The following is a 19,198-nucleotide window of genomic DNA, read 5'->3' as shown; positions in this document are numbered from 1 at the left end:
ATGCCCGATGACGTGATCACGGTGATGGTGGTCGACGACCACCCGATGTGGCGCGAAGGCGTCTCGCGCGATCTCACCGAGGCCGGTTTCGCCGTGCCCGCCACCGCCGACGGGGTCGGCACGGCGACCCGCCGCGCCGCCGCCGTGCAACCCGACGTGGTGCTGATGGACATGCAGCTCACCGACGGCAACGGGGCCGCCGCCACCGCCGAGGTGCTGCGGGTCTCGCCGCACAGCCGGGTGCTCGTGCTGTCGGCCTCGGCCGAACGCGATGATGTGCTCGACGCGATCAAGGCCGGTGCCAGCGGATACCTGGTGAAGAGCGCCTCGGCGAGCGAGCTGATCGAGGCCGTGCGGGCGACCGCGGCCGGTCAGCCGGTGTTCACGCCCGGCCTGGCCGGCCTGGTGCTCGGTGAGTACCGGCGGATGGCCACCGCGCCCGTCGCCGCCGATCAGCCCCATCGGCCCTCGCTGACCGAACGGGAGACCGAGGTGCTGCGGATGGTCGCCAAGGGGCTCTCGGCCAAGCAGATCGCGTCGCGGCTGAGTCTGTCGCATCGCACGGTGGAGAACCATGTGCAGGCCACGCTGCGCAAACTGCAGCTGGCCAATCGGGTGGAGCTCACCCGCTACGCGATAGAACAGGGTCTGGAATAGGGGTTTGCCCTGATGCGCGGGACCGGTCGCCCTGGTTACCCTCGATGACATGGGCGGTCCCGAATCCCTCTTCGTACCCGGCGCGACGACCGAAGGTCCGGTCGCCGACCGGGAACTGCGCGTGTCCGACGCCGAACGCGAGCACGTCGGCCAGTTGCTGCAACGCGCCGTCGGCCTCGGCATGCTCTCGCTCGGCGAGTTCACCGAGCGCATGGACACCGCGCTCGGCGCCAAGACTCGCGGCGAACTCAATGCCGTGCTCGTCGACCTGCCCGGAATGCGCGTGGCGGGCACACCCCAACCGGCCGCCATGCCGCGTCCGCGCCCGACGCCGCCCGGCGGATCGACGCCCGGCCTGATCCGCAGTCGCCTGTCCGGGGTGAACCGCCGCGGGCCCTGGCAGGTGCCACCGGTCCTGCACCTCAACAACCTCATGTCCAGTGTCACCCTGGATTTCACCGAGGCGGTCATGCAGACCCAGATCGTCGAGATCCGGATGGACGACTACTGCACCAGCCTCACCTTGCTCGTCCCCGCCGCCGCCACCGTCGACCTCAACGGCCTCGACCTGGTCGGCTCCAGCGCCAACAACAAGGTCCGCACCGGCCCGCCGATCGGCCCGCTGCACCTGGTCGTGCACGGGCGCGTCCGCTTCGGCTCCGTCACCGCGAAGTACCCGCTGATGGTCCAGTGGCGCCGGTTCCTCAACTCCTGACCCGTCAGATCGGGTAGAACCAGGTAGCCCACCGGGGGTTTCTACTCATCCCTTGGGTAGCGCATCCAGGCGACGATGAGGGCATGAGCACAGCCATCGATCCCGCCCTCGTCGCCCGCCTCTCCGGCGAATTCACCGACCTCGGCACCCGCATGGGCCGACTGGGCGGCGACCTGGACCTCCTGCGAACCCAGTTGCTCGCCGACGCTCGAGAGCGCGCCGAGTCGACCGCACCCCCCGCCTTGCGCGCCCGCAGTGTCGAGGAGCAGCGGGCTCCGTTCCTGCGCGCGGGGTCGGTGGTCGGTCAGGGCGGTGCCTCCGCGGTGGAGTCCGTTGGCGCAACGCGTGGTACGCGCGAGGGTCAGGACCAGCCGCCGTCTGTCGAGACCAGTGGGACGCAGAATACGCAGGGGGTGAGCGGCGAACCGGTGTCGCAGGCTGCGGCGGTGCAGGGCGCTCCGCACTCGGGTTGGCAGAGCGCACCGGGTGGCCAGGGCTCGGCGCCTGGCGTGGGGGCGCCGGGTATTCCGGGTGCCGCTCCTGGTGGTTGGGGTCCGGGGCAGGTCGGTGGTTGTGCGGGGCCGCAGCCGGGTTGGGGGCCGCCCGGGGTGCAGGGGCGGCCAGGGAATGGGGGATGGCCGGGGGCTCCTCATGGGCCGGGTCGGCCCGGTGGGCCGGTGGGACCGGGGCAGCGGGCGGGCTGGGTCGCGCCGCCGGTGCCGCCGCGGGAGCCGACGACACCGTGGTGGCAGCGGGAAGGAGTGATCTCGCGGGTGCTGGCGGTGGCCGGTGTCGGGGTGACGCTGATCGGCGTGCTGATGCTGTTGGTGCTGGCCGCGCAGGCGGGGTTCTTCGGGCCGGTGGCGAGAGTTGTCGCCGGTGGGGCTCTTTCACTGGTGCTCGTCGGCGCGGGGTGGCGGGTGTTCGGCAAGCCGGGTGGGCGGGTCGGTGGGATCGCGCTCGTGTCGACCGGTATCGCCGGTGCGTATCTGGATGTGGTCGCGATGACCGGGTACTACCACTGGGTGCCCGCCGGGATCGGGTTGGCGTTGGCACTGGTGGTCGCGCTGGCCGGGGTCGGGTTGGCGATGCGGTGGCAGTCGCAGCCGCTGGCGGTGGGCGTCGTGGTCGGCGCAGCGGTGCTCTCGCCCGCGCTGACCACCGAATTGATGCTGCTCGGTTTCCTCGTGGTGCTGCAGGCGGCCGGCGTTCCGGTGCAGATGCGCCGCGATTGGCCGGTGCTGCATGTGGCACGCACCCTGCCCGTGGTGCTCGCCGCGCTGAGCATGATCGCGGTCAGCGGTGTCGCCGGTGCCATCGGCGGTGCGGAAGCCGCGCAGCGTCGCGGACTGCTGGTCGCCGTGATCGCCTGCGCCGTGGTCGGGCTGGTCGGTGCCCTGCTCGTGGTCCGCCGCAAGCCCGCCGACATCACCGCCAGCGTCACGATCGCGCTCACCGCACTGCCCGTCCTCGCGGTCGCGATGCTGTTCAGCCGCGTCGTGAGCGCGTCGATCACCGGTGCGCTCGCCGCCGTCCTGCTCGGCCTCGCCGCGACGACACTCGTTCCCGGCCGGACCGATCGCCTCCCGCGCCACACCGCCGCGGTCGCCGCATTGACCGGCGCCGTCGCGCTGCTGCAGACCTGCGGATCCGCGACCGGCGGCCACCCGCATCTGCTGCCGACCAGCCTGTCCGTGGTCGCGCTGGCCTTCCTCGCGGTCGCGGCGACGAGCCGGGCGCGCGTCGCCGCCGCTCTCGGCCTCGCCTTCGCCGTGTTCGGTGGCCTGGCTCTGCTGGCCATCGCCAACCCGGAAACCCTGACCGTGCACCGTCTCGCCGAACGGCACCTCGACGTCTCGACCGCCGTGGCCGCGCTGATCGGGCTCGCCGTCGCCGCGATGGCCGCGTGGACCGTGCCGCGCCTGCCGGGCTGGGGTGATCGAACGCTGGTCACCGCCGTGTGGATCGCGGTGAGCGTCGCCGGTCTGTACTGCGTGCTGGTCGCCGCGGTGTCACTCGGCGTGGCGCTGAACGTGCCGGACGGCTTCGTCATCGGCCACAGCCTCGCGACGATCGTCTGGATGGTCGCGGCCACGGCGTCGCTGTTCTACGGCCTGCGTCGCCTGTCCCGCTCGCCCGCGGTGGCGAAGGTCTGCCTGGTCTCCGGCCTCCTGGTAGCAGCGGCCGCCCTGGCCAAACTGTTCCTCTTCGACCTGGCCACCCTGTCCGGTCTGGTCCGCGTCATCGCCTTCCTCGCGGTCGGAATCCTCCTGCTGCTCACCGGAACCCGCTACGCCCGAGCCTTCGCCGACTCCGGTACCGAACGCGCGGAAGCCGAGCGCGCGGAAGCCGAACGCACGCCGAGCTGAGCGAAAAGCGAAACCCACGGCATTCGATGCCGTGGGTTTCGCCGTGTCCGCCCTACCGCTCGGCTCAGTCGGTCTCGTCCTCGCGACGCCGCAGCAGTTCGTTCACACTCACCGTGCGTCCCTCGTTGCCGTGGTGACGGCCCTCGTCGGCGGTGCTCCCGCGCCGCGACGACCGCAGCTGGGCCATCCAGTTCTCGATCTCGTTGCGATGGGTGTCGGCCTGCGGCTGCTCGGATTCGCCTGCGGTGGAATCGCTGTCGGTCGAATCGTCCACCTCGGCGGCGGAGAGCTCGGTGGTCGCCGCGTCCTCGGTCGGTACCGGGGGAGTCGGCACAGGGGGAGTCGGCACCGGCGTGAATCCGGACGGCGCCTGCCACTGCCCCGCGGTCTGGGAATCGGCATCGGCTCGCCCCGCCGTGTCGGCGACTGAACCCTGGTACCCATCTGCCTGGGTCGTAGTGGGATCTGCCAGCGGCTCGGCTGTTTCGTCGCGTTCGTCGCGCCAGATCGAGGGGGAGGCCGGCGCGTCGGTCGGGACCGCGGTGAATCCGGGTGGCGCGGTCTGGGGGCGAACGATGTCCGCACGAGGGGAATCCTGTTGTGGCGCAGCAGGATCGGGCTCGGCGGTGAACTCGCCGCGTGCGGGATCGTCGGCCGGGCGACGGAACACGCTGTTGTCCGGCTCGGGAGTCACCGGGGAGAAACGCGGTCCGGTATCGGTGCCCGGAGTGTCGAAATCGCCCGTGACGCCGCCGACGGAGCGATCGCTCCACGGGCTCGTCGGCGGCTGCGGTTCGACCGGAACCGGGGTGCCGAAGATCTGATCCGAGGGCTCGGCCCGCAGCGTCTCGGCGCGATGCGCGCCCGGGGTCGAGGAGAGATCGGTCGGCGGCGCGAAGCCCTGCGGCCGCACGTCGGGCTCCCACGCCGAGGATTCCTCGTCGTCTGTCGACGAATCCGACGGCGCGCGCTCCGGTGTCGGCACCGGGGTGAACCCGCTGAACGTGCCGCCCGCCGGTGGCTCGCTGGTGCGCGGCCGCGGCGGCGTCACCATGCTGGGCGGCGTGTGCACGATGCTCGGTGGCGTCCCGTGCGGCGGCGGCGTGTTCACGATGCCGGGACGGATCGGCGTCACGATGCTCGGCCGTGGGAACGGATCATCCGCAGGCGCACCAGTTTCGGTGACGTCACCGCTGGTACTCGGCGTCGAAATCCGCGGCACGCCCGGGGACTCGCCGAGTCCCGGAGATGGGTAACCGGTCGGCGGCTGCACCCGCTCCGAACCCCGCGGCACCTCCGAGGCGCTCCTACGCGGAAGGTCCAGCCCCGAGTCGCTCACCTCGGCACCACGAGAGCTACCGGCCTCGCTGACACCGTCGCCACCCAGGGCACTGCCCGTTGCGCCGACAGCATCGGCGCGCGGCGCATTGCTCGGCGAGTGGAAGTCTGCTTCGCCGCCATGGCCGGCGCTTCCGGGCACAGCACCGATGCCGCCCGGTCCACCGAAACCGTTGTCGCCACGCAGGTTCGGGCCGGTGGGGCGTGGCGGGTCGACTCCACGGTTGACAGTCGGGTTGCCGCTGCTCGGCAGGCCGAAGGCGCTGTCGGCGCCGGTGTTTCGGCTCGAGTCGCTCGGTGCGCGGAAACCGTTGGTGCCGCCCGGGTTGTCGCCCGGCGCGTGGAAACCGTTGGTGCCGTTCAGGTTCGGGCTGTCCGATCCGGGGGTCTTGTTCGGCGAGCCGGAGCCGGTGTCGCCACCGGGGGAGCGGGTCGGCCGGGAGCCGGTGTCGCCGAGCTGGAAACCGGTGTCGCCGTGGATTTCCGGGTCGGTTCCGGAGGTGCTCGAGGTTGTCTCGGCGTCGGGGTTCGGCGGGGTGGTGCCGGGCTTGACGATCGGGAGGATTCGGGTGGGCTCGCCGGTGGCGTTCTTCGGCGGGTCGGCGTCCGAGGCGGGGTCGGCGGGCTTCGACTCGCTCGGGTCGGTGCCGGGCTTGGCCACCGGGAGAACGCGGGTCGGTTCACCGGACAGCATCGACGCGCGGGGGCGGGTCGGGTCCGGGGACATCGGGTGGCGGGGGCGGGCAGGCTCGGCCGGGTCGGGGGCCTCGCTGATCTTGTCCATGCGCTGGGTCGGGGCCTCGGCCTCGATCTCGGCGACCGTGCGCGGCCTGCGGGGGGTGCGGGCCAGTTTGGCGTCGGGGACCGCCGTCATCTGCATGGTCGGCGGATCGGTGATCGGGGTGGTCTTCACCAGGTCGACCACGGCACCCTTCTGCGGGCGCTCGTCGTCGAGAATGGGTTCGCCGAGGCCGATCTTCTCCTGGATGCGCTTCATCCACTTCGGCGCCCACCAGCAGTCGTCGCCGAGCAGCTTCATGATCGCCGGGACCAGCAGCATGCGCAGCACGGTGGCGTCGATGAACAGCGCCGCGATCATGCCGTAGGCGATGTACTGCATCATCACCATGTCGGAGAACGCGAACGCACCGGTCACCACGAGCAGGATCAGGGCGGCGGCGGTGATGATGCGCCCGGTCTGGGCGGTGCCTATTCGCACGGCCTCGGTGGTCGAGGCGCCCTGGGCGCGCGCCTCCACCATGCGCGAGACGAGGAAGACCTCGTAGTCGGTCGACAGGCCGTAGATGATCGCGATGATCAACATCAGCACCGGCGCGCTGATCGGCTGTGGCGTGAAGTTGAGTATCCCGGCGCCGTTGCCGTCGATGAAGATCCAGGTCAGGATGCCCAGCGTCGAGCCGAGACCGAGCGCGCTCATCAACGCGGCCTTGATCGGCAGCACCAGTGAACCGAAGGTCAGGAACATCAGTACGAAGGTGCTGAGCAGGACGATCGCGATCATCCACGGCATCAGCTCGAGCAGCGTGTCGATACTGTCGGCCATCAGCGTGGGCTGGCCGGTGACATACATCGTGACGCCGTCGGGAATCTCGATCGAGCGCAGATAGTCGATGGTCGGCTCGGCATTGCCGGTGGGATCGACCAGGGTCGCCGAGGTGCGGAACACCTCCGCGTTGCCCGGTGACTTGACCGGTACCTCGAACGGGCCGACCAGTCCGGGAGCCTGGTTGGCTTCCTTCCAGACCTGCCCGATCGCCTGGGTGTTGTCGGAGACGAAGACCAGCTGGATGGGGTCGGTCTTCTTCTGCGGGAAGACCTCGTAGAAGTGCTCGAGCGCGGCGCGGGTGTCGTTGTCGGGCGGCAGATACTTCTCGTTGATACCGCCGAAGGCCAGATTCTTGACCGGGATGATCAGCAACAGCAGACCCACCGTGACCGGGATCGCGATCTTCAGCGGATGCCTCATGACCCAGCGGGTGAGATTGCCCCAGAAACCGTTCTCGATCTGCTCGGCGGTCTTGTTCTTGCGGAACCACTTGAGACCGAGCATGTCCACGCGCGGGCCGAGCACGGCCAGCATCGCGGGCAGGATCGTCACCGCGGTGAGCGCGGCGAGGGAGACGGTCGCGATGGTGCCGTAGGCGACCGAACGCAGGAAGCCCTGCGGGAACAGCAACACGCCGCCGAGGCTGGCGATGATCATCGTCGCGGAGAAGACGACCGTCCGTCCGGCCGTCACCACTGATCTTCGGACGGCGGCCTTGGTGTCGTAGCCCTCGGCCAGTTCCTCGCGGAAACGACTGACTATGAACAGTCCGTAGTCGATCGCGAGGCCGAGACCGATCATCGAGACGACACCGGTGACGAACGAGTTGACCTCGGTGAAGTTCGTCAGGGTCATGACAAGGCCGGTGGCACCGATGATCGTCAGGCCGCCGATGATCAGCGGCAGCGCCGCCGCGACGATGCCACCGAAGATGAAGAACAGCAGGATCGCCACCGCGGGAAGGGCGAGCACTTCCATCCGCTTGGTGTCGTGCGCGATGGTGTCGTTGAGCGTGACCGCCAGCGGCTGCAGGCCCGAGACCTCCACATCGACACCGGGAATGTAGAAGACATCCGCCACGACCCGGTAGTTGGCCATGATGGTGGTGTCGTCGTCACCGACGATGGCGATGGAGGCGAACGCGTGCTTCTTGTCCTTGGACCCGAACGCCGACGGCACGGCGGGCGCGTCGCCGACTCGCCAATAGGTGCCGTTGATCTTGTCGATCTGATCGGGGTACTCGGCGGTGATCGCCGTCAGATTGTCGACGACCTTCTGCTGGAACTCCGGGTCATCGATCGTCGCGCCCTCGGGCGCGTTGTACATGACGATCACATCCGCCATGTGGTCGCGCCCGAACGAGGCGTCGGCGAGCTCGGCGCCCTGCACCGACTCCGAGCCGGGATCGAACCAGCCGCTCTGGGTCAGCCGGTCACCGAGTCCGGTGCCGTAGGCGCCCAGCGCCAACAAGGCCGCGCCGACCACCGCGATGACGGCGAAGCGGAACCGATAGACCAGATCGCCCCAGCGGGTGAACACTTAAGCGACTCCTTGACCAGGGCGAGAAGTGAGCAGCGCCGACAGCGGCCGGAAGGGCTGCAGCCAAGCGCCCTCGTCGGGCAGCGAGTCGAGGCTCACCCGCGGTAGCGGTTCCCGGAATACACCGGGGATGTCCTCGAGGTCGACGAACCCGAGGGTATCGGATGTGACAGCCCAACTCGCGTGCTCACGGAATCCCAGCACCTGAGCTGGGATTCCTTTGGCGGCGATGGCTTCGAGCGGTTCGCGAAAGGCCTGGCCGTCGGCCGAGGCGACCATGATGCCCGCTAAACCACCGTCGCGCTGGCGCATCGTGATGTGGGCCAGCATGTCGGCGTCGACGTCGGAATCCTCGTCGATCTTCGGCTTGGCGAACACCGCGAAGCCGACGTTGCGCAGCGCTTCCACCCAGGGGCGGACCACATCGGCGGTGCCGGGGGCGATATTGGTGAAGACCGTGGCCTCGGCCTCGACCCTGCCCTTGGTGCCCACCGACAGTTCGGCGGTGCGGGTGAGCAGCCAGCGGCCGAGCGCGTCGAAGCGCGGGCGATAGGCGGCGGTGGGACGCCCGCCGAGGATGGCGCCCAGGCCCATGTCGAGGTTCGGCGCGTCCCAGACGAGCAGGACGCGTCGGACATCGGGCCCGGAACTGCTCAACGCCTCGGTGCCGGCGCCTGTCGGGGTGACGTCCGGCATCTCGGGGGCGATCTCACTCACGCTCATCTCTCGATCTTCCCCCATATGAACTCGTTGATGGCGCTTCCGGCGCGCAGACCTTTGCCTTCGAACTTGGTGACCGGGCGATCGAAGCCGATCGGCGCCGTGTCCCGATTGGCCGCGCTGTCACCACCGGTGGTGTCGTTGAGGCCGGTGAACAGCGGTTCGGCCGAGCCGACTTCGAGGATGTGCTCGGCGTAATCGGCGTGGTCGGTCGCGACGTGCAGCACACCGCCCGGCTTCAGCCTGCTGGCGATGAGGGCGAAGGTCGGCGCCTGCAGCAGGCGGCGCTTGTGATGGCGGGCCTTGGGCCACGGGTCGGGGAAGAACACCCGGACGCCGGTCAGCGATTCTGGGGCAACCATGTTCTCCAGCACGTCGACGGCGTCGCCGCGCAGCAGGCGGACATTGCCGATCTCCTCGCGCTCGATCTGCTGGACCAGCTGCGCCAGGCCCGGCTTGTACACCTCGATGCCGATCAGGTTCAGGTGCGGTTCGGACTTGGCCATGGCGGCGGTCGCGGTGCCGGTGCCGCAGCCGATCTCGATGACCAGTGGGGCGCTGCGGCCGAACCAGGCGTCGGCGTCGATCGGATCGTTGGACACGTCGCGACCGATCACCGGCCAGGTGCGTTCCCAGGAGGTCTGCTGATTCGGGGTCAGCGCGCCGCGCCGCGAGCGGAAGCTCGTGACGCGGGGGTAGAGCCGGGAGCCGGTGGTCGAGCGACGGCCTGCCTCGTTGGGCATCTCCGAGAGCTTGGGATGGGCCGAGGCGGTGGACGGCTGCCCCGGAACCGACTCGGCGGGGTGGTTGGCGGCGTCGTTCACGCCGTCCATTGTCCAGCATGCGCGCGGGTGCGTCGCACGCGCGTGCGTCGCAGGTGGGGCGAACACCGCAGATCGGCGGGTCGCGGCCCTGATGCCGGTGGCGCGAATCTGACACAATGCCCTCCGTAAAGGGGGTGCGCAGAATGTCGACAGCCACCGAATCCGCACAGACACGACCGGCCGACGCGCTCGATGAGCTGATCGCGACCCTCGGTGCCGGGCCCGGCGGTGATCGGGTCATCGCCGATCAGCTCGCCGCCGCGGTCGCGCGTCGTCGTCGGCCGTTGCGCATCCAGGTGGCGGGACGCGCGCTCAGCGGTCGAAGCACGGTGTTGCGGGCGCTGGCCTTGCTGTCGGCGCAGGAGACCGCGCCGGTCGACCAGCCCGAGCTGCCCGATCCGGTGCTCGACGGTGACCTGGTCATCTATGTCCTCGCCGGTGCGCCGCAGGCCGCGGACTACCGCTTGCTGGCGACGCTGCCCGCCGCGCGCAGTGTCGTGGTGCTCAACAAGGCCGACGCGGTGGGCGCGCGCTGGGGTGAGGCCGTGGCCGCCGCCGAGCGCTACGCGCACGAACTCGGCTTGCCGATCGTGCCGGTGGTCGCCTCGCTCGCCGCCCGGACCAGGGCGGGCGCGGTGGACGCCGCCGACCTGACCGACCTGCGCCGCCTCGCCGCCGACCCCGATGTGCCCTCGTTGCTGGCCGCCGAACTGTTCATCGGCACCGGCTCCGACCAGGACGCGCGTCGGCGGCTGATCGAGAACTGGGACCTCTACGGCGTCGACTGCGCCCTGACCGCCCTGCGCGCCGATCCCGATCTGAGCGCCGCCGCGCTGATCCAGATCCTGCACTCCGCCAGCGGAATCGACCCACTGCACCGGCTGGTCCACCGGCGATACGAGCAGGTGGAGGCGGTGCGCGGCGGCGAACTCCTCGACGAGCTGATCCGGCTCGCCGCCCGTGCCGTCCCCGGGGACGGCGGTCTGGCGCGCGAGCGCGTCGAGCACTACCTCACCGGTGACGAAGCACTCTGGGCCGGTCTGTGCGCGGGACTGGCCTGTCCACAGGTCGCTCACCTCGCCGCCGGATACCTCTCACCCGCGCCCGCCGACGCCGACGAAGCTCTCGCGCGCGCCACCCGCTGGCGCGCGGTTGTCTCCAGCGACATGCCGCCCGCCGCCCGCCGTGCCGCCCTGCGCGTCCACCACGGCTACATCAGGGCCTGGGAGCGGATGAGTAGTGCCGGACTCTGACCAGTTCGCCGCCGCGCCACCCGACGAGCCGAGGCGTGCGGTGCCGCCCGCCGCGGCTGCCCAGCGCTCGGTGACCGAGGCCGTCGGCAGGGTGACCGAGCCCGGCATCGCGCGGTCCGGGGACGGGGCGCGAGCCCTGGTTGCCGAGCCGGCGCTGCCCGAGGCGGTCGAGGCCGTGATCGAGCGGTGGAATCCGCAGGGGATCGCGTTGCTGCGGGCGATGGACCAATCCGGTGGGGGCGCGGGGGTCGTCCTCTACGCCGTCGACGACGCCAACACCACCCTGCTGCGCACCGAACTCGCCCGCTTCGAACCGCGCGTCGACCTGGGCGATCCGGGCTCGGTCACCCCGGTGACCGAGCCCGCCGCCGCACTGATCCTGTTCGACGCGGGCAGTGTGATCGGCGCCGACACCCTCGCCCTGATCGACCGGCTCCGCGCCGACGGCACCCGGGTCCTGCTCGCCATGAACGGCTTCCACGCCTATCAGGACTGGCGCGCGATCCGGGAACGCAGCGTCGCCCTGCTCGCCGCCCGCGGACACGCCGACCTCGACGTGCTGCCCGTCTCGGCGCGCCTGGCCACCGCCGCCCGCGCCGCCGACGACTCGGCCCTGCTCGACCGCTCCGGCCTGGCCGGCCTGCACGCCGCGCTCGCCGCCGCGACCGCGCAGACGCCCACCGACGGCCCCGAACGCCGAGCTGCCGTGCGGGCCAGGGTCCTCGCCGACACCAGGGCCAGGATCGACGAGCAGATCGCCGCGCTGCGCTCGGGCACCGAGTCGACCCGGATCAGGGAGGAACGGGTCGCGCTGCTGGCCGGGCGCGACGGCGGCCGCCAGACCGGACTCTCGGCGGTGCGCAGTCAGGTGCAGCTGGCCCGCGTGGATCTGACCACCGAACTCGGCGCGATGGTGCGCGCGCTGCACACCCGATCACGTGCCGAACTCGACCGCTGCGACCGCGCCGAACTGCGCGTCTACGCCCAACGTCTCCAACAGGCGACCAGCGAAATCTCCGTCGCGGTCGACGCCGCCATCGACGAGCGCGTCGCCGAGACCGCCCGCCGGATCGGCACCGCCGAACCCGCACTGCGCAGACGCGATCCGGCCCCGCGAATCGGTCCCGACCCCGAGCCCCGACACCGTGGTGTCGAAGATCACCTCATGATCGCGCTCGGCGCGTCGGCCGGTGTCGGTCTCGGCCGATTGGTCGTCGCGCCGCTGTCGCTGGTGCCGACCCTCGATGTCGCCAGCGTCCCGGTGACGCTGTTGCTCGGCGCGGGCGCGGCCGCCTGGGTGGTGCGCGCGCGAGGACAGCTGGCCGAGCGCAACCACATGGCGCAGTGGGTCTCCGAGGCGCTGGTGAATGTGAAAGCCCAGTTCGAGCAGCGTGTGGCGGCCGTACTCGTCGATGTGGAGGCCGAATTCGCCGAGCACGTCGTGCGCGAATCGACGGCGCGGGCGGTCGCCGTCGACCGGCGTGTCGCGGAATTGGACGCGCTGGGCCGGCGGCTGGTGGCCGAGCGCCCGGCTCAACTGTCGGCCTGTGAGCGGGATATCAGCGCGCTGGATCGGCTGTGAGCGCCGAGATTGGTGGACCGACCTGTGGGTACTTGTTGGGGAACCCGATTCCGTATCGGTCGTCATATCGCGTTAACCTCTAGGTAGGAACCTGGGCGTCCGCTCCGTGCCAGTCGCTGCGCGGCCTCCGTCCGTGTACGGCCCTCCTGCCGTCCATTGGGGTTGTGCGGTGGTTGGTCGCTGCGGACGCCTTCCCGCCCATGGTGGCGATCGATGGATTCGCGCTGGTCGACGGCCTGACCAGCGGGAAGAAAATCGAACAACCGCCCATCTCAGGAGAGTTTTCATGACCTCAGCGACCATTCCTGGTCTTCGTGGATCCGACGGCACCGCGCCGACCGAGCACAGTGAACTGCTCGCCTGGGTACAGGAAGTCGCAGAGCTCACTCAGCCGGATCGCGTGGTCTGGGCCGACGGCTCCGACGCGGAATGGGATCGCCTGACCACCCAGTTGGTCGAGGCGGGCACCTTCAAGAAGCTCGACGAGAAGAAGAAGCCGAACTCCTTCCTAGCGCTGTCGGACCCCTCCGATGTGGCGCGCGTGGAATCGCGCACCTACATCTGTTCCAAGACCGAAGCCGACGCGGGCCCGACCAACAACTGGGTCGACCCCGCCGAGATGCGCGCGACCATGACCGAGCTGTACCGCGGCTCGATGAAGGGCCGCACCATGTACGTGGTGCCGTTCTGCATGGGCCCGCTCGGCGCCGAGGATCCCAAGCTGGGCGTAGAGATCACCGACTCCGAGTACGTCGTCGTCTCGATGCGCGTGATGACCCGCATGGGCCAGGCCGCGCTCGACAAGCTGGGCGCCGACAAGCCGTTCGTGAAGGCGCTGCACTCCGTGGGCGCGCCGCTGGCCGAGGGTCAGGCCGACGTGCCGTGGCCGTGCAGCGACACCAAGTACATCACCCACTTCCCCGAGGACCGCGAGATCTGGTCCTTCGGTTCCGGCTACGGCGGCAACGCGCTGCTCGGCAAGAAGTGCTACTCGCTGCGCATCGCCTCGGCGATGGCCCACGACGAGGGCTGGCTGGCCGAGCACATGCTGATCCTCAAGCTGATCTCGCCCGAGGGCAAGAACTACTACGTTGCCGCCGCGTTCCCGAGCGCCTGTGGCAAGACGAACCTCGCGATGATCCAGCCGACCATCCCGGGCTGGCGCGCGGAGACCCTGGGCGACGACATCGCCTGGATGCGCTTCGGCGCCGACGGCCAGCTCTACGCGGTGAACCCGGAGTTCGGTTTCTTCGGTGTCGCGCCGGGCACCAACCGCAGCTCCAACCCCAACGCGATGGCCACCATCGAGGCGGGCAACACCGTTTACACCAACGTCGCCCTGACCGACGACAACGATGTGTGGTGGGAGGGTCTGGAAGGCCAGCCCGATCACCTGATCGACTGGAAGGGCAACGACTGGGTCGCCCGCGAGACCGAGACGCTGGCCGCGCACCCGAACTCGCGTTACTGCACCCCGATGTCGCAGTGCCCGATCCTGGCGCCGGAGTGGGACGACCCGCAGGGTGTGCCGATCTCGGCGATCCTGTTCGGTGGCCGCCGCAAGACCACGGTCCCGCTGGTGACCGAGTCCTTCGGCTGGGAGCACGGCGTGTTCATGGGCGCCACCATGGGCTCGGAGCAGACCGCCGCGGCCGAGGGGAAGGTCGGCACCGTGCGCCGCGACCCGATGGCCATGCTGCCGTTCCTCGGCTACCACGTGGGCGACTACCTCAACCACTGGATCGACCTCGGCAAGAACGCCGACGCGAACAAGCTGCCGAAGATCTTCTACGTCAACTGGTTCCGTCGTGGCGCCGACGGCCGCTTCCTGTGGCCCGGATTCGGTGAGAACTCCCGCGTGCTGGAGTGGATCGTCGGCCGGATCGAGGGTCGCTCGGGCGCCGAGGCCACTCCGGTCGGCAACGTCCCCTCGGCCACCGATCTCGACCTGGAAGGCCTCGACGTGGTCGTCGCCGATGTCGACGAGGCCCTCGCGGTGAACGTCGACGAGTGGCGCAACGAGATCCCCTCGATCGAGGAGTGGTTCGAGTTCGTCGGCGACAAGCTCCCCTCGGGCGTCCGCGACGAGTTCGAGGCCCTCAAGGAGCGCCTGGGCTGATCCCCCCTGAACGACGAGCCGCCCGCACCGTTTCCGGTGCGGGCGGTGTCGTTTCGGTACTCAGTCGAGATTCAGGAGATGAATTTCTGGGTACTTCAGTCGGTGTCAGAGAGTCGCTGGCCCCGAGGAGCCGCTGTCCCCTATATTCCGTGTCAGCTCCGCCGCATGTCGCACCATCTGAGCTAACTCCCTTTCGAGACTCCTGCACCGCCGACGCGGTCAACGATGAGATCGACGCTGAGAGGTGGTTGACGCATGACCGATCTGGTGACCGGCCGCGAGTCCGACACCTACTCGACCACGCCGCTGCACCGGGTGGCGGGGCGCCTGCAGAGCGCACTGCCACCGGGCTGGCGGGTGGATGTGGTCGACCTGCCGGCCCGGGGCGAGGTGGGCGCGCAGCCGGTGCTGCGGGTGCAGATGCCGGAGGAGAACTAGCCGGTCCAGCCCATGGGCATCAGGACGGACTTCTGCTCGCAGAACGCGTCGAGGCCCTCCGGGCCGTTCTCGCGGCCGATGCCGGAGTTCTTGTACCCACCGAAGGGCGCGGTCGGGTCGAAGGCGTACCAGTTGATCGCGTAGGTGCCGGTGCGCACCCGTGCGGCGACCTCGACACCGTGTTCGATGTCGGTGGTCCACACCGACCCGGCCAGGCCGTAGTCGGAATCGTTGGCGATGGCGATGGCCTCGTCCTCGGTGTCGTAGGGGATCACCGAGAGCACCGGGCCGAAGATCTCCTCCTGGGCGATGGTGCTCGCGTTGTCGACGTCGGCGAAGATGGTCGGCTCGACGAACCAGCCCTTCTCGACCCCGGCAGGCCGTCCGCCGCCGAGCACGAGCCGCGCGCCCTCTTCCTTGCCCTTGGCGATGTAGCTCTCCACCCGATCACGCTGCTGCTCGCTGATCAGCGGGCCGAGCTGGGTGGCCGGATCGGTGGGATCGCCGGTCTGCATGGTCTTCACGTGCGCGACCAGCGCGTCGATGATCTCCTCGTACCGGCTGCGCGGGGCCAGGATGCGGGTCTGCGCCACGCAGCCCTGCCCGCTGTTCATCAATCCGGAGAACGCAAGGACGGGAATGCTGGCCGCGAGGTCGGCATCGGGCAGCACGATGGCGGCCGACTTGCCGCCCAGTTCGAGCGAGACGGTCTTGAGCTGCTCACCGGCGAGCGCGGCCAGTTTCCGGCCGACCGCGGTGGAACCGGTGAAGGTGACCTTGTCGACGCCGGGATGCCCGGCCAGGTACTCACTCGCCTCCGCTTCGGCGGGCAGCACCGAGAGCACGCCGTCGGGCAGCCCGGCCTCGGTGAAGATGTCGGCGAGCAGATTGGCGGTGAGCGGGGTGAGCGGCGAGGGCTTGAGCACCACCGTGCACCCGGCGAGCAACGCGGGGCCGAGCTTGTTCGCGGCGAGGAACAACGGGACGTTCCAGGCGGTGATCGCGGCCACCACGCCGCGCGGTTCCCGTGAGACGCGCGAGGTTCCGAACAAGCCGACCCGAGTCTCGTTCCACTGAAACGTCTTCGCGAGCTCGGCGACCGCGTTGAGTGCGGCGACGGCTGGAATCTGGTTGAGTGTCAAGGCCGCTAGCGAGGGCGCGCCCATCTCTGCGGTGAGCGCGGCGAGCAATTCCGGCGATCGTTGCTCGATCAGCTGCGCGGCCTTGGTGAGTACCTCGGCTCGTTCCAGTGGGGGAGTCGATGGCCACGGTCCGCTGTCGAAGGCGTCGCGGGCCGCGGCGACCGCCGCGTCCACGTCGGCCTTCGTCACCGCGGGCACGCTGCCGACGGTTTCCTCCGTTGCGGGTGAGACCACGGAAATGCGGTCACCACCGGCCGGGGTGGTCCACTTGCCGCCGATGAACAGGCTGTCGTAGTGCATGAGAACACGTTACAGTTTTGCGGCCGGATTGTCTGCAACATGTTCTAATTCGCTGGGGCGCAACAACTGTGAACAGGGCCAATTCCAACCTGTCGGTTCGCTTTTCGGGTAAACGCACTATTGCGTTCTGGTGGTGAAAAGGGGATGCTTTAGCTACTGATCAGCTCGCTCGATTCATCGGACCTTAACAGCGAATTGGGGAGACCGACTCATGGCTGTGCAAGTGATCGGCCGATCGTTGATGACCAGCGACCAGACCGACCATCAAGCGAAGAGTGTGGGCAGCGGGGGATGGGTTGTGTCATTCCTGCCTGGCCGCACACTCACGATCGAGCAGGCAACTGCCGCCATTCAGGCCGCTGAGGCGGTCGCGATGGTGGGGGCCCTCGCCGATCAGGTCGGCCTGACCACGTTGGAGACAGTGGGCCTGGCGATTCAGGAATCCCCGTGGGCCAGCGCGTTACCCGACCCGGTACGGAGGTCGCGGCGCTTGAGCTGGCTCGCCTGATCACTCCTTGGTGGCAACCACGACGAGATTGCTGACCAGTAGCTCGCGCAGCATCGGAACACGCACGAGCCACCACGCCCAGCGCGGGTGGTACCGGGGAAAAACCGTCCGAACGTCCGCCGAAGTCGTTGCCGCCCAGCGCAAACCCTCGGCCGCGGTCACCGCGAACAACGATCGGCCGAACCTGTTCTTGGGTTCACGTCCGTGCTTGCGCCGGTACCGGCGGGCCGCGTACTCGCCGCCGAGGTAGTGCCAGAGGCCCGTCTCGTGACCACCGAAAGGCCCGTGCCACACCGTGTAGGAGAACACGATGAGGCCGCCGGGCTTGGTCACCCGGACCATCTCCTCGGCCATCACCCATGGCTGCGGCACGTGCTCGGCGACGTTGGAGGAGAAGCAGACGTCGAAGGCGTTGTCGCGGAACGGCAGTGCCATCCCCGAGCCGCGCACCGACCCGGCGACGCGCAGTCCGGCGGCGTGCATCTCCGACGGGTCCGGCTCGACCGAGACGTAGCGCGCTCCCGCCACGGCGAACTCGTCGGCGAAGTAGCCGGGGCCGCCACCGACATCGAGAACCACGGTGTCGGTGAGGTCGCGCTCGGTGATGTCGGAGTAGAAGTCGGCGATCATCTCGGCGCTGTCGGTGGCGATGCCGCCGTAGAACCTGGCCGGGTCGGACTGCTCGAACCGGAAACTGGTCAGCAGGCGCAGCGAGCGGCGCAGCGTCGCGCGCCGGGCGAAACGAGGCGTACGGCGGCGCTGGACGGGCTGCGCGGTTCTCGGCAGGGATGCGGTCGGCACGGCAGGAGTTTATGGGCACCGCGTCGCGGCGTGGTCGCCTGGTCTGCGCGAACACTCTGCGGCGAGAGTGGCGATAGATCCGTGTCGTGCAGGACACACCCGCTAGGGTGGGGGCCGACGTTTGTCCGAAACCGACCCGATTGCGAGCTACGACCGTGCGTGAAGTCCTGCTGCTGTGCTGGCGTGACACGGGGCACCCGCAGGGTGGGGGCAGCGAGCGCTACCTGGAGCAGGTCGGCGCCCAGCTGGCGGCCCGTGGCATCAAGGTCACCCTGCGGACGGCCGGGTACCCCGGCGCGGCGCGGCGTGAGCACATCGACGGGATCGATATCAGCCGCGCGGGTGGTCGCTTCACGGTGTATCCGCGGGCGCTGGCCGCCATCATGGCCGGTCGGCTCGGTATCGGGCCGCTGCGCGGGGTTCGCCCCGACGTCGTGATCGACACCCAGAACGGCATCCCGTTCTTCGCCACCGCCACGGGTGTGCCGTCGGTGGTGCTGGTGCACCACGGGCACCGCGAGCAGTGGCCGGTGGCCGGACGGCTGGTCGGGCGGATCGGCTGGTGGATCGAGTCGAAGCTCTCGCCGCGGGTGCATCGCGCCAACCAGTACCTGACCGTGTCGCTGCCCTCGGCCGAGGAACTGGCCGTGCTCGGCGTCGACCGGGAACGCATCGCCGTGGTCCGCAACGGGGCCGAACCGGTCCCCGCCGAGGTCGTCCCCGGCGCCGATGACACCCGCGCGAGCCACCCTCGCGTCGCTGTCCTGTCCCGGCTCGTCCCGCACAAGCAGATCGAGGACGCCCTCGCCGCCGTCGCGCACCTGCGCGAACGATTCCCCGACGTGCACCTCGACGTGATCGGCGACGGCTGGTGGGCGCCCAACCTGCGCGCCTGCGCGGTGAGCCTCGGCATCGCCGACGCCGTCACCTTCCACGGACACGTCGACGAACGCCGCAAGCACGACATCCTGTCGGCCGCCTGGGTCCACGTGATGCCCTCCCGCAAGGAAGGCTGGGGTCTGGCCGTCATCGAGGCCGCCCAGCACGGCGTCCCCACCATCGGCTACCGCAGCTCCCGCGGCCTCACCGACTCCATCGTCGACGGCGTCACCGGGCTGCTCGTCGACGACGCCCCCGCCCTGGCCGATGCCGCCGCCGACCTGCTGGCCGATGCGGAAACCCGCCAGGTCATGGGCGAGAAGGCCCGTGCGAGGGCCCGCGAGTTCTCCTGGGAACAAACCGGCTCCGGTGTCCACGATGTCCTGGCCGCCGCCGCCCGCGGCCAGTTCGTCACCGGCCTGGTCGCCCCACCTGCCGAGGACTGAC

At 69.8% G+C, this 19,198-nt stretch carries 14 protein-coding genes; 9 read left to right on the top strand and 5 right to left on the bottom strand.

Annotated elements, in window-relative coordinates:
• The 3 genes from BOX37_RS32085 (at window position 1) to BOX37_RS32070 (ending at window position 3,741) form a co-directional block, all read left to right on the top strand.
• Entirely contained in the window at window positions 1–657 is a 657-nt protein-coding gene (locus BOX37_RS32085) for a response regulator (RefSeq protein WP_071932058.1), read from the top strand.
• Window positions 658–706: 49 nt separating this feature from the next.
• On the top strand, window positions 707–1,372 hold the full coding sequence (locus tag BOX37_RS32080) for a DUF1707 SHOCT-like domain-containing protein (RefSeq protein ID WP_071930886.1): 666 nt from the start codon (window positions 707–709) through the stop codon (window positions 1,370–1,372).
• Window positions 1,373–1,455: 83 nt separating this feature from the next.
• Window positions 1,456–3,741, top strand: coding sequence for a DUF2339 domain-containing protein (locus BOX37_RS32070; protein WP_276207225.1), 2,286 nt, complete (start codon window positions 1,456–1,458; stop codon window positions 3,739–3,741).
• A 64-nt stretch (window positions 3,742–3,805) separates the two neighbouring features.
• Here BOX37_RS32070 and BOX37_RS36010 read toward each other — a convergent pair whose 3' ends face one another.
• From BOX37_RS36010 to trmB, 3 genes are read right to left on the bottom strand one after another with little or no spacing between them, the layout of a single operon-like run.
• Entirely contained in the window at window positions 3,806–8,185 is a 4,380-nt protein-coding gene (locus BOX37_RS36010; RefSeq protein WP_338039814.1) for an MMPL family transporter, read from the bottom strand.
• Window positions 8,186–8,908, bottom strand: coding sequence for an NYN domain-containing protein (locus BOX37_RS32060; RefSeq protein ID WP_071930883.1), 723 nt, complete (start codon window positions 8,906–8,908; stop codon window positions 8,186–8,188). It lies immediately after the preceding gene.
• The gene (gene trmB, locus BOX37_RS32055) at window positions 8,905–9,648 is read right to left on the bottom strand and encodes a tRNA (guanosine(46)-N7)-methyltransferase TrmB (RefSeq protein WP_071932057.1); all 744 of its coding nucleotides are present in this window, start codon (window positions 9,646–9,648) and stop codon (window positions 8,905–8,907) included. The genes BOX37_RS32060 and trmB overlap by 4 nt, the downstream gene beginning before the upstream one ends.
• 224 nt (window positions 9,649–9,872) lie before the next feature.
• Here trmB and BOX37_RS32050 point away from each other — a divergent pair, with 224 nt between their 5' ends.
• The 4 genes from BOX37_RS32050 (at window position 9,873) to BOX37_RS32035 (ending at window position 15,121) form a co-directional block, all read left to right on the top strand.
• Complete coding sequence (locus BOX37_RS32050; RefSeq protein ID WP_071930882.1) at window positions 9,873–10,982, top strand: hypothetical protein; 1,110 nt, start codon at window positions 9,873–9,875, stop codon at window positions 10,980–10,982.
• Window positions 10,969–12,564 carry a hypothetical protein gene (locus tag BOX37_RS32045; protein ID WP_240505134.1) on the top strand — a complete coding sequence of 532 codons (1,596 nt, stop codon included), beginning with the start codon at window positions 10,969–10,971 and terminating at the stop codon, window positions 12,562–12,564. The genes BOX37_RS32050 and BOX37_RS32045 overlap by 14 nt, the downstream gene beginning before the upstream one ends.
• 286 nt (window positions 12,565–12,850) lie before the next feature.
• The gene (locus BOX37_RS32040; protein WP_071930881.1) at window positions 12,851–14,683 is read left to right on the top strand and encodes a phosphoenolpyruvate carboxykinase (GTP); all 1,833 of its coding nucleotides are present in this window, start codon (window positions 12,851–12,853) and stop codon (window positions 14,681–14,683) included.
• Window positions 14,684–14,938: 255 nt separating this feature from the next.
• Complete coding sequence (locus BOX37_RS32035; protein WP_071930880.1) at window positions 14,939–15,121, top strand: hypothetical protein; 183 nt, start codon at window positions 14,939–14,941, stop codon at window positions 15,119–15,121.
• Here BOX37_RS32035 and BOX37_RS32030 read toward each other — a convergent pair.
• A complete protein-coding gene (locus BOX37_RS32030) occupies window positions 15,118–16,563 on the bottom strand; it encodes an aldehyde dehydrogenase (RefSeq protein WP_071930879.1) in 1,446 nt (481 codons plus the stop codon). The genes BOX37_RS32035 and BOX37_RS32030 overlap by 4 nt on opposite strands.
• Before the next feature lie 211 nt (window positions 16,564–16,774).
• On the opposite strand from BOX37_RS32030, the gene BOX37_RS32025 reads away from it, so the two are divergent.
• The gene (locus BOX37_RS32025; protein ID WP_071930878.1) at window positions 16,775–17,071 is read left to right on the top strand and encodes a hypothetical protein; all 297 of its coding nucleotides are present in this window, start codon (window positions 16,775–16,777) and stop codon (window positions 17,069–17,071) included.
• Here the strand turns inward: BOX37_RS32025 and BOX37_RS32020 are convergent, their stop codons facing one another.
• A complete protein-coding gene (locus tag BOX37_RS32020; protein WP_071930877.1) occupies window positions 17,072–17,872 on the bottom strand; it encodes a class I SAM-dependent methyltransferase in 801 nt (266 codons plus the stop codon).
• A gap of 155 nt (window positions 17,873–18,027) precedes the next feature.
• Between BOX37_RS32020 and BOX37_RS32015 the strand changes: the two genes are divergently transcribed.
• Complete coding sequence (locus BOX37_RS32015; RefSeq protein ID WP_071930876.1) at window positions 18,028–19,197, top strand: glycosyltransferase family 4 protein; 1,170 nt, start codon at window positions 18,028–18,030, stop codon at window positions 19,195–19,197.
• The last annotated feature ends 1 nt before the right edge of the window (window position 19,198 follow it).

Source organism: Nocardia mangyaensis (assembly GCF_001886715.1).
Classification (GTDB): domain Bacteria; phylum Actinomycetota; class Actinomycetes; order Mycobacteriales; family Mycobacteriaceae; genus Nocardia; species Nocardia mangyaensis.
Note: the sequence above shows the minus strand (reverse complement) of the source record. Positions and strands in the feature narration are given on the sequence as shown.